An 11,837-nucleotide genomic window follows, 5' to 3' on the forward strand; every position below is an offset into this window, starting at 1 on the left:
GAGCCCTCGACGCAAGTCGGGGGCTTTTTCTTTGTGTCGTCTGCAGCATTGGATGCGCGCGATCGCGCAGCGGGTCCGCCGTGGCGGGCGCACGCCCCATCGGCACGGCTTTTGGTCCACGCCGCGAAGCGGGTTACACTGCCGGGCTCGCCAATCAGGCCTTGTGATTCCTCACCATGCTGCAGAAACTTCGCGACAAGACCTCAGGCTGGATCGTTACCGTGATCCTGGGGCTGCTGATGATTCCGTTCCTGTTCGTGATCGACAACAGCTACCTGGGTGGCGTCGGTGCGCAGAACGTGGCCAAGGTTTCGGCACCGCCGACCTGGTGGCGCTCGGCCCCGTCGTGGTGGCCGGTGCGCATGCTCTGGCAGCACCATGAGATCAGTTCGCAGGATTTCCGCACGCGTTTCGAACAGGAACGCATGCGCGAACGCCAGCAGCAGGGCGAGAATTTCGACCCGCGCGCGTTCGAAAGCACCGAGAACAAGCTGGCCGTGCTTGATCAGCTGATCGACGAGCAGGTCGTGCGCCTGGTCGGTGAGCAGGCCGGTGTGGTGATCGGTGACGGTGCAGTGCGCGAGTACATCACCACCATTCCGGGCTTCCTGGGCGCCGATGGCAAGTTCAGCGAGAGCAATTACCGCCTGGCGCTGGCCGGTGGCAATCCGCCGCGTACACCCACCCAGTTCCAGGAACTGGTGCGTGAGAGCCTGCAGCAGTCGGTGATTCCGTCGGGCCTGCAGAACTCCGGCTTTGTTACCCAGGCCGAGACCGAGCGGTTGTTGAAGCTGCTGGGCGAAACCCGCGACGTCGAACTGGCTGCGCTGCCGGAAGTGCCGGCCGACACCGCCGCGGTCACCGATGCGCAGATCAAGCAGTGGTACGACAGCCATGGCAAGGATTTCCGCCAGGCCGAATCGGTGTCGCTGGAGTATGTCGAGCTCAACGGTGCCAACCTGCCGGCGCCGACCGCGGCAGACGAGGCCACGCTGCGCAAGCGCTACGAAGATGAGAAGGCCAAGTTCACCACGCCGGAACAGCGTCAGGCGGCGCATATCCTGATCACCGGCGACGGCGCTGAAGCCAAGGCTGCCAAGCTGGCGACCGAGGCGAAGGCTGCAGGTGCCGACTTTGCCGCGCTGGCCAAGGCCAACTCGGAAGATCCGGGTTCCAAGGCACAGGGCGGTGACCTGGGTTGGGTCGAGCGTGGCGCCATGGTCAAGCCGTTCGAAGACGCGCTGTTCGCCGCCAAGGCTGGCGAAGTGATCGGCCCGGTCAAGACGGATTTCGGCTATCACATCATCAAGGTCGCAGCGGTTCGCGGTGGCCAGGGCAAGTCCTTCGAGGAAGTGCGCGACACGCTGGCGGCCGAGCAGTTGAAGGCGGACGGCGAGCGTGGCTTCAACGATCTGGCTGGCCGTCTGGTCGATGCCATCAACAAGAGCCCGAGCGACCTGGCCGCTGCTGCCAAGGAAGTGGGCCTGCCGATGCAGACGGTGGGTCCGATGACCCGTACCACCGCCAGCGGCATCGCGGCCGATCCGGCCGTGCTGCGCGCCGCGTTCTCCGACCTGCTGGTGCAGGACGGTACCGCCAGCGATCCGATCGCTTTGGGTGGCAGCAGCAACCACAGCGTGGTGATCCGTGTTGCCGCGCACACCCCGGAACAGGCCATGCCGCTGGACAAGGCGCGTGAGCAGGTGATCGCCGCGATCCGTGCTGACCGTCAGCGCCAGGCCGGTGACAAGGCTGCTGATGCCCTGCTGGCCAAGTTGAAGGCCGGCGCAACCCTGCAGTCGCTGGCCGCCAGCGAGAAGCTGCAGCTGAGCCCGATGCCGGGCCTGCCGCGCAGCCAGCCGGTGCCGACCCCGGAGATCAACCGTGCGATCTTCAGCGCCGCGCTGCCGGCTGACGGCAAGCCCAGCTATGGCAAGGTCGATGTCAACGGCCATGCGCTGGTGTTCGCGGTGAACAAGGTCAACCCGGGCGACATCAAGGAAGTGACCGCCGAGCAGCAGAAGCAGCTGAAGGATCAGCTGAGCCAGATCGACGGCATGGCTGCGGCCAAGGCCTACATCGACGCGATGCGCAAGAAGTTCGTGGTGCAGACCACCGAAGCGAACCTGTAAGCCTCACGGCAGGCAGGCAAAGAAGGGCCCGGCAATGCCGGGCCTTTTTTGTGGGCCGGGTGCGGGTCATCCGGCGGTAGAGCCGAGTCTGTGCCCGGCTCACCGGCAGGTGCGCGCATGAAAAAGCCGAGCGTGGGCTCGGCTCTACAGGAAGCACAAATGGGACAGGTCGCGCGGCGGCGCCGCGCTCACCCTCAGTCTTCGACGCGCAGTACCGCGCCCGGCTTGAGCACGCTGCTGCCACTGAGCCCGTTCAGTGACAGCAGGGCTTTCACCGGCATGCCATAGCGGCGGGCAATGGTCCAGGCCGACTCGCCGTTGCGCACGGTATGGCGCCGGTTGCGAGGGCGATCTGCAGCCGAGGCGACAACCTTGGCCACCTGCGCCACGGGAGCCGCACTTGGCGCGCTTGCCGCCGTCGAGGCAATGGCGGTGCCGGCAGTTTCAACAACCGTTGCACTGCTCGCTGAGACCGGCGCCAGCAGCCGCGCCGTCCCGGAGGGGCGGTTGCCTGCCGCAAGCGCCGGGTTCAGGCGGGCGATCTTCGCCGGGTCCAGGGCGCGCTGGGCGGCCCACTGCTGGACGCTGGTGCCGGCCGGCAGGGTGTGGTCCTTCAGCACCGGCACGGTGCGGTCCAGCGAGGCCATGACGCCCGGCTGGTCTTCCACGTCTTCCAGCACGCAGGCCAGGGCATGCAGCTTCTCTACGTAGGCATGGGTAACCGGGGACAAACCCGGCAGGGCCGCCGGCTTGGCGTTCTGCGCGTTCATCCCGGCCTTGCGCATGGACTGCAGCACGCGGTACTCGCCCGCGTTGTAGGCCATGGTGGCCAAACGCCAGTCACCGCCGAACATGCCGTGCAGGGTCTTCAGATAGCGCACGGCGGCCTGGGTGGATTCCACCGCCGACAGCCGGCCGTCGTAGTTGTTGCTCATCGGCACGCGGTGATTGCGTGCGGTGGTGGCGATGAACTGCCACAGTCCGGTCGGGCCGCTGCCGTTGCGGGCATTGGGCCGGTAGCCGCTTTCCACGAAGGGGATCAGGGCGAATTCGGTCGGCAGGTTGGCCTTGCGCAGCTCTTCGACCACGTAGCCGAACAGCACCAGTGCATCGTCATCCTGATTGGCCAGGCGGGAGGGTGCGTGGGCGAACTGCTTCTGCCAACGCGGGCTGGTGGCCTCGGCGTCGCAGCTGGGTTCGGCAAGGCCGTCGCGGAAGCTGGAGAAGATCTCCTGGCCGTTGCGCACCGAGGCGGCCGGCAGGGTCGACGGATCCAGCGGCAGCGCCGCGGCGGCTGTCAGGTTCTGGCTGATGCCGGCACCCAGCGACTGTGCGCCGGCGGTTCCGGCCAGCCCCAGGACAAGGCCCAGGGCCAGCGGCAGACTTCGCGGCATCATGCGCGGAAGCCGTCTTTCCAGTGCCGGAGACCGGCCATGACGTCGACGTCATCCACGACTTCGCATCCCAGGTGCGCCGATACAGCCGCGCGGATCGGCGCGGTGTGGGTACGCAGGAACGGATTGCAGGCAAATTCTTCGGCCAGGGATACCGGCAGGGTGGAGCGATCATCGCGGCGCATGGCCAAAGCCTCCTCTTGGCGCTGCAACAAGGCAGCGTTGGCGGGGTCGACATGCCGCGCGAAGACGGCATTTGACACGGTGTACTCGTGAGCGCAACACAGCAGCAGTTGCGCGGGCAGGGCACCCAGCTTCAGCATCGATGCCAGCAGCTGGGACGGCGTACCTTCGAACAGGCGTCCACAGCCCAGGCTGAACAACGAATCGCCACTGAAAAGATGTTCAGCGGTGTGAAACGCGATGTGGCTGCGGGTGTGCCCGGGCACGGATAGTACGTGGAACATCTGGCCCAGTGCCTGAACGCGTTCACCTTCGCCGACCCGCTCGGTCGCCATGGGAATGCGTTCCTCAGCCGGCGCCACCACCCGCACACCGGGGAAATGCGCCTGCAGCGCGGGTACCCCGCCAATATGATCGTCGTGGTGGTGGGTGAGCAGGATGGTGTCCACGCGCAGGCCCTGCGCGGCCAGCGCAAGGACCGGGGCGGCATCGCCGGGGTCGATGACCACTGCGGCGCCGTCGTCGGCGATCAGCATCCAGATGTAGTTGTCCGCAAATGCGGGCAGGGCAGTCAGTCGCATAGAATTGGACCATGCCCGCGCTGCAGAGCACCCGTCAAGCGAGCCCGGCCCCGTGGTTCGACAGCGAACCGGCGGAGGCCCTGCGCGTGCTCGAGTGCCAGCTGCTGCTGCCCCAGTTGTCGCTGCTGCCGGCCCGGCCCTGGCTGTGGATCGCGCCCAGCGCCGCCTGGCTGGCCGATGCGCAGCTGGGCGGACGCGGCCTGAGGCTGCACCGCGACGGCAGTGGCTATGCCGGTGACACCCGCTGCGCACTGCCGTTGCCGCTGCCCAACGAGAGCGTCAACGCCATCGTGCTGCAGCATGTGACCGTCGGCGACGCCGACCGGCTGCTGGATGAGTGCGAGCGGGTGCTCATGCCTGGCGGCCACCTGTGGTTGAGCAGCCTCAATCCGTTCAGCCCGTTCCGCACCCGCTGGCGCCAGCATGGCCTGGTGGTGCGCACCCCGCAGCGGATCCGCCAGCTGCTGCAGCGTCATGGCCTGGAGTGCGAGGACATGCGTTACCTGGGGCCGATGTGGCAGGGTGCGGGCAGCCGCCGTCGCGGTGGCTGGGCGCCCCTGCGCGCGGCCTGCCTGTTCCACGCTGAAAAACGCACGCTGGCCCTGCCCGGGCCGACCCCGTTGCCCGTGCGCTGGCACGGCACCGTTGCTACCTGATCTGGAGTTGTATTGAAAACCATCGAAATCCACACCGACGGTTCCTGCCTCGGCAATCCCGGCCCCGGTGGCTGGGCGGCGCTGTTGCGCTACAAGGGGCATGAGCGCGAACTGAGTGGCGGTGAGGCGCATACCACCAACAACCGGATGGAGCTGATGGCCGCCATTTCCGGCCTGGAGTCGCTGACCGAACCCTGCGAGATCGTGCTCTACACCGATTCGCAGTACGTGCGGCAGGGCCTGACCCAGTGGCTGCCGGGATGGATCCGCAAGAACTGGAAGACCGCTGGTGGTGACCCGGTGAAGAACCGCGAACTGTGGGAACGCCTGCAGGCGGCCACGCTGCGCCACCAGATCGACTGGCGCTGGGTGAAGGGGCATTCCGGCGATCCGGACAACGAGCGCGTGGATACTCTGGCCCGCAATGCGGCGATCCAGATCCGCGACGGCAGCCCGGTAAACTGAGCCATGCGTCAGATCATCCTTGATACCGAAACCACCGGCCTTGAGTGGAGAAAGGGCAACCGCGTCGTCGAAATCGGCTGCGTGGAACTGTTCAAACGCCGCCCGACCGGCAACACCTATCACCAGTACCTGAAGCCGGATTGCGAATTCGAACAGGGTGCGCAGGAAGTCACCGGCCTCACCCTGGAGTTCCTGGCCGACAAGCCGGAATTTGCGCAGGTGGTGGAAGAGTTCCTCGCCTTCATCGATGGCGCCGAGCTGATCATCCACAACGCCGCGTTCGATCTGGGCTTCCTCGACAACGAACTCTCCCTGCTGGGGGAGCAGTACGGGAAGATCACCGACCGCTGTTCGGTGATCGATACCCTGGCGCTGGCGCGCGAGCGCTTCCCGGGCCAGCGCAATTCGCTGGATGCGCTGTGCAAGCGGCTCGGCGTGGACAACTCGCACCGGGCACTGCACGGCGGCCTGCTGGATGCGCAGATCCTGGGCGATGTGTATATCGCGCTGACCTCGGGCCAGGAGGAAATCGGCTTTGGGCTGGGTGACGATGACGCCGGCGGCGGCGGGGCACTGCTGGCCTTCGATGCATCCAAGCTGTTGCCGCGTCCGCGGGTGGTGGCTACGCCGTCGGAGCAGGAGGCGCACAACGCGCGACTGGAGCGGCTGCGCAAGAAGGCCGGTCACGCGTTGTGGGATGGCCCCAAGGTGGAAGAGGTCGTCAGCGCGTAAGCGCGGGTTGCGTGGCCGCCGGGCATGGCCCGGCGCTACCCCCGCATCCCTGCAGGGCGTGGTTCAGTGGCAGCGCACCAGGATCACGGTGATGTTGTCCGAACCACCGCCGTCGAGGGCCGAGGCGACCAGGCTGTCCACGCATTCCTGGGCACTGGCATCGTCGAAGGCGAGGGTGCGGGCGATGCCGCGATCATCCACTTCCTCGGTAAGGCCATCGCTGCACAGCAGCAGCTGCATCCCCGGGCGCAGTTCGCCGCTGGTGGTTGCCACGTTCAGGTGCGCCGGGTCGGTCACGCCCAGTGCCTGGGTGACCACGTTTCGATGCGGATGGGCGCGCGCCTGCTCGGCCGTCAGGTTGCCCTGGGCGACCAGTTCCTGCACCACGCTGTGGTCCTGGCTGAGCTGCGCAAGCTGGCCATCACGCCACAGGTAGGCGCGGCTGTCGCCGACCCAGGCCACCTCGTAGCGGTTGCCCTGCACCCGTGCAGCGACCACGGTGGTGCCCATCGGCAGGCTGTCATTGCGCCTGCGCGAGGCGCGGATGATCTCTTCGTCGGCGGTGCGGATGGCCTGCGCCAATGGCGCGCCGCGGCGGATCTCGCGGACGATGGTCTCGCGCGCCAGCGCGCTGGCCACTTCGCCGCAGGCGTGTCCGCCCATGCCGTCGGCCACCAGCCACAGGGCCATCTCGCCGTCACCGTAGTAGGTGTCTTCGTTGAGCTCGCGGCGCAGGCCAGGGTGGGTGAGATGTCCGAATTCGATCATGGTGGGTACTGGGGGCGGGGTATTGCCGGGGAGAACGGCATCATCACGGTGGAGCGGACATCCGGCAAGGCATCCAGTCAGGAAAATTTCACTTCATCTGCCGCAATGACTTGTCGTCAGCCGCACTTCCTCGTATGATGCGCGTCCCCGGTTCGCCGGGGCACTTCTGGAGAGGTGGCAGAGCGGTTGAATGTACCTGACTCGAAATCAGGCAGGCGTTTATAGCGCCTCGGGGGTTCGAATCCCCCCCTCTCCGCCAGATAAAGAAAAAAGGGCTGCCGAAAGGCAGCCCTTTTTTCTTTGTCTGGCATTTGGCTTCCTCTCTCCGCCCCTGTCGGGGCAGCCCCTCAACGGAGAGGCTTGTTCCACCAGATGCTTATCGGAACGACCTATCAGAACGGCCTATCGGAACGGTGCCGTGCGGGGAGTTCGACGGTGCGCTGCGGTTACCATGTGTGCATCACCTGCTGGAGCATCCCCCATGACCGCTGAAATCCTCGTGCCCGTTTCCTTCGGCGAGCTGCTGGACAAGATCTCGATCCTGCAGATCAAGTCCGAGCGGATCAGCGACGAAGGCAAGCTGGCCAATGTGCGCAAGGAACTGTCTGCGCTGGAGCACACCTGGATGGCCCACCCGGCGGCAGTGAAGGACATCGCCAAGCTGCGTGCCGAACTGAAGGCGGTCAACGAGCAGTTGTGGGAGATCGAGGACGACATCCGCCTGAAAGAGAAGGCGCAGGCCTTCGACCAGTCGTTCGTCGACCTCGCGCGCAGCGTGTACCTGCGCAACGACGAACGCGCGCGGATCAAGAAGGCGATCAACCTGGCGCTGGGTTCGGCCTACGTGGAAGAGAAGTCTTACCAGGATTACACGCAGCGCGCGTAACCGCAGGCGGTCCGATGCAGTAGATCCACGCCATGCGTGGATGGCAGGGCAGGGCAGGGCAGCGGCGGGAGCCGGTGCGGACCGGAGTCCGCACCGCCCGACTGCGCGCTTACCCCAGGTGATCAGCTACGTAGCGTTCGAATGCGGCAATGCCATCCTCGACGGTGATCAGTTCCATCACGTCGTCGAATTCGATCTTGGTCCCCCACTTGAGGTCGGCGGCCTGCTTGCCCAGGTATCTGCGCGCGGCATCGTCATAGCGGTCCACGCAGTAGCGGCGGTCCGAATAGGGGCCGCTGCGGTGCGGGTTGCTGGCAGCATGCAGGCCGAGCACCTTGGTGCCCATGGCATTGGCGATGTGCATCGGGCCCGAGTCCGGGGTCATCACCAGGTTGGCGCGCGCCAGCAACGCCGGCAACTGCTTGAGGGTGTCCTTGCCGACCAGATCCAGTGCTGGAACATCCAGCTGCGCCTGGATGGCGTCGGCCATGCTGCGCTCCAGCTCGCTGCGACCGCCGCACAGCACCACCTGCCAGCCGCGTGCAACGGCGTGGTTGGCCACTTCGGCATAGCGGTCTGCGTACCAGTTGCGGCGCACATGGCTGGAGCACGGCGAGATCATCAGCACCGGGCGACCGTCGTCCTGCCACTGCGCTGCAGCCCAGTCCCAGGCCGACTGCGGTACGGCCAGGTCCCAGCTGACCTCGGTCTGGCGCAGGCCCAGCGGCTCACAGAAGCTGCCGATGGCATCGAGCACATGGATGCCGGGGCGATCGGCGATGCGCTCATTGATGAAGAGACCGTGCAGGTCCTTGGAGCGGCTGCGGTCGTAGCCGATGCGGCGCTCTGCGGGAATGAAGGCAGACAGTACGTTCGCGCGGAACGCGACCTGCATCTGCAGCAGGGCCTCGAAACGCCCGGGCGGCAGCTGTTTGCGCAGCTCCTTCACCCCGGCCATGCCGGTCTTCTTGTCGTACGCATGGAAGGTCACGCCGGGCAGGCCATCAAGCAGTTTCTGCCCGACCTTGTCGATGATCCAGTGGATCGGGGTGTCCGGGCGGGCGGCCTGCAGGGTGCGCACCAGCGGTACCACGTGGGTCACATCGCCGAGAGCGGACAGGCGCAGAAGACACAAGGAGGAGGACGCTGATGCCATGTGTTGTTAGACTCAAAGGAATGGTCGCATTCGACGCCAATGAAGCGCTGACGCCATGCCGCGAGGGTCGCGGCATCGGGGCCATTCTGTTCGACCGCGAGCGGCTGCGGCAAGCCGAGGCTGGCCTGTTCTCGCCACAGCACTGGGCCGGCAAGGCCCGGCCGGTGGGTGAAGGTGGCCGTGGCAGTGCCTGGTTCGTCGATGCGCCGTTCGGTCCCAGCGTGCTGCGGCACTACCTGCGCGGCGGCCTGGCGGCCCGGATCAGCCACGACCAGTACATCTGGCGGGGTTCGGACCGGACCCGCAGCTTCGCCGAATTCCGGCTGATGCGCGCGCTGCGCGAGAAGAAATTGCCCGTGCCACGGCCGCTTGCCGCGTTCTACATGCGTGAAGGGCTGCGCTACCGTGCTGCGATCCTGATGGAGCGGATCGAAGGCGTGCGTTCGCTGGCCGACCGCGCGCTGGTGGCCGGGCGAGGTGCGCCATGGGAGGAAACCGGGCGGCTCATCGCGCGTTTCCATCGTGCCGGGCTGGACCATGCCGACCTCAATGCGCACAACATCCTGTTCGACGGCAACGGCCATGGCTGGCTGATCGACTTCGACCGCGGGGTGATCCGCATCCCGGCCACCGCCTGGCGCGAACGCAACCTCAAGCGCCTGCTGCGTTCGCTGGTCAAGCTGCGCGGCGAGCGCAGCGTGGAAGACGTCGAAAAGGACTACGCGCGGCTGCGTCGCGCCTATGACATGGCCTGGAACCGGGGCACCTGATGGATTGGTCGTTGCGTTTTCTCGGCGTCGGCAATGCGTCGGCGGTCGAGCTGGGTTCGCCGATGTCGGTGATCGAGCGCGATGGCCGGCCGTGGCTGACCATCGATTGCGGTGGCGAAGGATTGACCGCGTTCAAGGCGCACTACGGGCACATGCCGCAGGCCCTGTTCGTCACCCACGTGCACCTGGACCATGTGGCCGGCTTCGAGCGGCTGTTCGTCGATACCTTCTTCAGCGGGCAGCGGCGCGGCAAAGTGCGGCTGTATGTGCCGGCGACGGTGGTGCCGCTGCTGCACAAGCGCATCGGCGATTACCCGAACGTACTGGCCGAGGGCGGTGCCAACTTCTGGGATGCGTTCCAGCTGATCGTGGTGGGCGATGCGTTCTGGCACGAGGGGGTGCGCCTGGAGGTGTTCCCGGTACGCCATCACTGGCCGGAGACGGCCTATGGCCTGCGCCTGCAGGGCGCGCTGACCTGGAGCGGCGATACCCGGCCGATTCCGGAGATGCTGGCCCGCTATGCCGGCGACAACGAGCTGATCGCGCATGACTGCGGCCTGCATGGCAATCCATCGCATACCGGCGTGGATGATCTGGAGCGCGAGTACAGCGCCGAGCTGCAGGCGCGGATGATGCTGTACCACTACGCCAGCATGGCCGATGGACAGGCGTTGGCCGCGCGCGGGCATCGGGTGGCCCAGCCCGGGCAGTGCGTGGTGCTGGCTACGCCGACCGCGCCGCACGTGCTGGCGCAGGATCCACCGTGAACGTTGCTGGCCAGCCTGCCGATGCGGCGCTGGCCGCCGAACTGGAAGCACTGGAGCGTGCGCTGCACACACCGCAGGTACGCGGCGACCGCGAGCGGCTTGGGAGGCTGCTGGATGAGGATTTCAGCGAGATCGGCAGTTCCGGCCAATGCTATGGCCGTGCTGCGGCGCTGGAGGAGATTCCACAGGAACGGGCGGGGGTTGAGATTGAATCGGGCGACTATGCCGTGTGGCTGCTGTCCGACGGACTCGCACAGGTGCGCTATCGCAGCCGCTACCACGTTGATGGCCGGCCCCAGCGCTGGGTGCTGCGCAGTTCACTGTGGCGCCGACATGCGCAGGGATGGCGGGCGGTGTTCCACCAAGGCACGCCCGAGGCAGGGTAGCGCCGGGCCATACCCGGCGAGAGCGCCAACCAGGGGTGGCATCTACCAGAAGCGGAGGCATCGCCTGAAAAGGCGGTGGCCCCGCCGGCTGACCTCGGCGCCCGCGTCGATCGATACCGTTGCTGCCTTCCGGCCCTGGCGGAGTTTTCGACCTAGCGTCGCGAGGGGCCGACGGGGCCACCATAGAGACGTTGGCCGCCCCGAGGGCGGCCAGCTCACGGATCAGGGGAAGCAGCGCGTCGTGCGCCGGAGACCACAGCCGGACTGCACATCGACGGGTCGATGGCAGACGCGCATTCTAGCGCAGTCGCGCATGCCGACGCCAGCTGCACGCACTGAATCGGTTGTAACCCGACCGCCGCCGCGTCGGCCGGAGGCAATGGCCGTTGCTAGAATGCGGACCTGGAGGAACGACCTCCCCCGTATCGGGAATCAATGACCAGGACGGCCTGGCCCTACCAATAGGAGGGCTGTCATGGCCTGGATCTATCTGTTGTTTGCCGGCCTGCTGGAAATCGTCTGGGCCGTTTCGATGAAGCAGTCCGATGGCTTCAGCAAACTCACCCCCACCGTGATCACCCTGATCGGCATGGTCGCCAGCTTCTGGCTGCTGGCCGTGGCAATGCGCACCCTGCCGTTGGGAACGGCCTATACGATCTGGACCGGCATCGGTGCGGTAGGCGCATTCGTGGTTGGCATCGTGTTCCTTGGCGAGCAGGTCAGCCCGATGCGTATCGGCGCGGCGGTATTGATTGTTTCCGGCCTGGTGCTGATGAAACTCTCCAGCAGCTGAGTCTGCACTTCGGCCGACGGAAACATGGACGTTTCCGCGTGTGGCCGGATTAACGATGCACGTATTCGGCAATTATGTGAAAACGCCGGATTTATATGACGTGCATCAAGAAAATAACGTGCCTGATTCACGTGGTAGTTGCGGCGGCGCACGCAGAGTGCAGCCATT

General features: G+C 66.2%; 13 protein-coding genes, 1 tRNA gene and 1 other RNA gene. 10 read left to right on the forward strand and 5 right to left on the reverse strand.

Annotation, left to right across the window (positions count from 1 at the left end; all coding sequences use genetic code 11):
- Positions 1-176: 176 nt before the first annotated feature.
- The gene (locus ACVOLJ_RS12790; protein WP_475281337.1) at positions 177-2,132 is read left to right on the forward strand and encodes a peptidyl-prolyl cis-trans isomerase; all 1,956 of its coding nucleotides are present in this window, start codon (positions 177-179) and stop codon (positions 2,130-2,132) included.
- A 194-nt stretch (positions 2,133-2,326) separates the two neighbouring features.
- Here ACVOLJ_RS12790 and ACVOLJ_RS12795 read toward each other — a convergent pair whose 3' ends face one another.
- Together ACVOLJ_RS12795 and gloB are read right to left on the reverse strand one after the other, a co-directional pair.
- On the reverse strand, positions 2,327-3,529 hold the full coding sequence (locus ACVOLJ_RS12795) for a lytic transglycosylase domain-containing protein (protein WP_475277538.1): 1,203 nt from the start codon (positions 3,527-3,529) through the stop codon (positions 2,327-2,329).
- The gene (gene gloB / locus ACVOLJ_RS12800) at positions 3,526-4,290 is read right to left on the reverse strand and encodes a hydroxyacylglutathione hydrolase (RefSeq protein WP_481564268.1); all 765 of its coding nucleotides are present in this window, start codon (positions 4,288-4,290) and stop codon (positions 3,526-3,528) included. Before gloB ends, ACVOLJ_RS12795 begins: the two co-directional genes overlap by 4 nt.
- Positions 4,291-4,301: 11 nt before the next feature.
- Here gloB and ACVOLJ_RS12805 point away from each other — a divergent pair, with 11 nt between their 5' ends.
- Genes ACVOLJ_RS12805 through dnaQ form a run of 3 tightly spaced genes read left to right on the forward strand, consistent with a single transcriptional unit; the run spans position 4,302 to position 6,143 of the window.
- A complete protein-coding gene (locus ACVOLJ_RS12805; RefSeq protein WP_475277540.1) occupies positions 4,302-4,946 on the forward strand; it encodes a methyltransferase domain-containing protein in 645 nt (214 codons plus the stop codon).
- A 12-nt stretch (positions 4,947-4,958) separates the two neighbouring features.
- Entirely contained in the window at positions 4,959-5,411 is a 453-nt protein-coding gene (rnhA, locus tag ACVOLJ_RS12810) for a ribonuclease HI (protein ID WP_025878155.1), read from the forward strand.
- A gap of 3 nt (positions 5,412-5,414) precedes the next feature.
- Entirely contained in the window at positions 5,415-6,143 is a 729-nt protein-coding gene (dnaQ, locus tag ACVOLJ_RS12815) for a DNA polymerase III subunit epsilon (RefSeq protein ID WP_481564269.1), read from the forward strand.
- 63 nt (positions 6,144-6,206) lie between these two features.
- On the opposite strand, the gene ACVOLJ_RS12820 is transcribed toward dnaQ, so the two are convergent.
- Positions 6,207-6,911 (reverse strand): PP2C family protein-serine/threonine phosphatase, encoded by a 705-nt coding sequence (locus ACVOLJ_RS12820; protein ID WP_475277542.1) that lies wholly within the window; start codon positions 6,909-6,911, stop codon positions 6,207-6,209.
- Between the two features lie 168 nt (positions 6,912-7,079).
- Here ACVOLJ_RS12820 and ACVOLJ_RS12825 point away from each other — a divergent pair.
- Together ACVOLJ_RS12825 and ACVOLJ_RS12830 are read left to right on the forward strand one after the other, a co-directional pair.
- Positions 7,080-7,170: transfer RNA gene (locus ACVOLJ_RS12825), tRNA-Ser, on the forward strand.
- A 222-nt stretch (positions 7,171-7,392) separates the two neighbouring features.
- On the forward strand, positions 7,393-7,797 hold the full coding sequence (locus tag ACVOLJ_RS12830) for a DUF6165 family protein (RefSeq protein WP_303638112.1): 405 nt from the start codon (positions 7,393-7,395) through the stop codon (positions 7,795-7,797).
- 109 nt (positions 7,798-7,906) lie between these two features.
- Here ACVOLJ_RS12830 and ACVOLJ_RS12835 read toward each other — a convergent pair whose 3' ends face one another.
- Entirely contained in the window at positions 7,907-8,953 is a 1,047-nt protein-coding gene (locus tag ACVOLJ_RS12835) for a glycosyltransferase family 9 protein (RefSeq protein WP_475277543.1), read from the reverse strand.
- Between the two features lie 20 nt (positions 8,954-8,973).
- On the opposite strand from ACVOLJ_RS12835, the gene ACVOLJ_RS12840 reads away from it, so the two are divergent.
- The 3 genes from ACVOLJ_RS12840 to ACVOLJ_RS12850 are packed head-to-tail and all read left to right on the forward strand — an operon-like array spanning position 8,974 to position 10,876.
- Positions 8,974-9,723 (forward strand): 3-deoxy-D-manno-octulosonic acid kinase, encoded by a 750-nt coding sequence (locus ACVOLJ_RS12840; protein ID WP_475277544.1) that lies wholly within the window; start codon positions 8,974-8,976, stop codon positions 9,721-9,723.
- Positions 9,723-10,490, forward strand: coding sequence for an MBL fold metallo-hydrolase (locus ACVOLJ_RS12845; protein WP_481564270.1), 768 nt, complete (start codon positions 9,723-9,725; stop codon positions 10,488-10,490). The genes ACVOLJ_RS12840 and ACVOLJ_RS12845 overlap by 1 nt, the downstream gene beginning before the upstream one ends.
- Positions 10,487-10,876, forward strand: coding sequence for a nuclear transport factor 2 family protein (locus ACVOLJ_RS12850; RefSeq protein ID WP_475277546.1), 390 nt, complete (start codon positions 10,487-10,489; stop codon positions 10,874-10,876). Before ACVOLJ_RS12845 ends, ACVOLJ_RS12850 begins: the two co-directional genes overlap by 4 nt.
- Positions 10,877-10,954: 78 nt before the next feature.
- Here the strand turns inward: ACVOLJ_RS12850 and ffs are convergent.
- Positions 10,955-11,051: signal recognition particle sRNA small type (gene ffs / locus ACVOLJ_RS12855), an RNA gene on the reverse strand.
- 300 nt (positions 11,052-11,351) lie between these two features.
- Here ffs and ACVOLJ_RS12860 point away from each other — a divergent pair.
- Positions 11,352-11,669: a DMT family transporter gene (locus tag ACVOLJ_RS12860; protein WP_475277547.1), complete on the forward strand. Its 318-nt coding sequence runs from the start codon at positions 11,352-11,354 to the stop codon at positions 11,667-11,669.
- The last annotated feature ends 168 nt before the right edge of the window (positions 11,670-11,837 follow it).

This window comes from Stenotrophomonas sp. STEN046, assembly GCF_056759755.1.

Bases quoted from the DNA above. Each gene is read 5' to 3' on its own strand.
- ACVOLJ_RS12840 (WP_475277544.1), top strand. From the start codon at position 8,974: ATGGTCGCATTCGACGCCAATGAAGCGCTGACGCCATGCCGCGAGGGT.
- ACVOLJ_RS12860 (WP_475277547.1), top strand. From the start codon at position 11,352: ATGGCCTGGATCTATCTGTTGTTTGCCGGCCTGCTGGAAATCGTCTGG.
- ACVOLJ_RS12835 (WP_475277543.1), bottom strand. From the start codon at position 8,953: ATGGCATCAGCGTCCTCCTCCTTGTGTCTTCTGCGCCTGTCCGCTCTC.
- ACVOLJ_RS12845 (WP_481564270.1), top strand. From the start codon at position 9,723: ATGGATTGGTCGTTGCGTTTTCTCGGCGTCGGCAATGCGTCGGCGGTC.
- ACVOLJ_RS12820 (WP_475277542.1), bottom strand. From the start codon at position 6,911: ATGATCGAATTCGGACATCTCACCCACCCTGGCCTGCGCCGCGAGCTC.
- gloB (WP_481564268.1), bottom strand. From the start codon at position 4,290: ATGCGACTGACTGCCCTGCCCGCATTTGCGGACAACTACATCTGGATG.
- ACVOLJ_RS12830 (WP_303638112.1), top strand. From the start codon at position 7,393: ATGACCGCTGAAATCCTCGTGCCCGTTTCCTTCGGCGAGCTGCTGGAC.
- ACVOLJ_RS12805 (WP_475277540.1), top strand. From the start codon at position 4,302: ATGCCCGCGCTGCAGAGCACCCGTCAAGCGAGCCCGGCCCCGTGGTTC.
- dnaQ (WP_481564269.1), top strand. From the start codon at position 5,415: ATGCGTCAGATCATCCTTGATACCGAAACCACCGGCCTTGAGTGGAGA.
- ACVOLJ_RS12790 (WP_475281337.1), top strand. From the start codon at position 177: ATGCTGCAGAAACTTCGCGACAAGACCTCAGGCTGGATCGTTACCGTG.
- ACVOLJ_RS12795 (WP_475277538.1), bottom strand. From the start codon at position 3,529: ATGATGCCGCGAAGTCTGCCGCTGGCCCTGGGCCTTGTCCTGGGGCTG.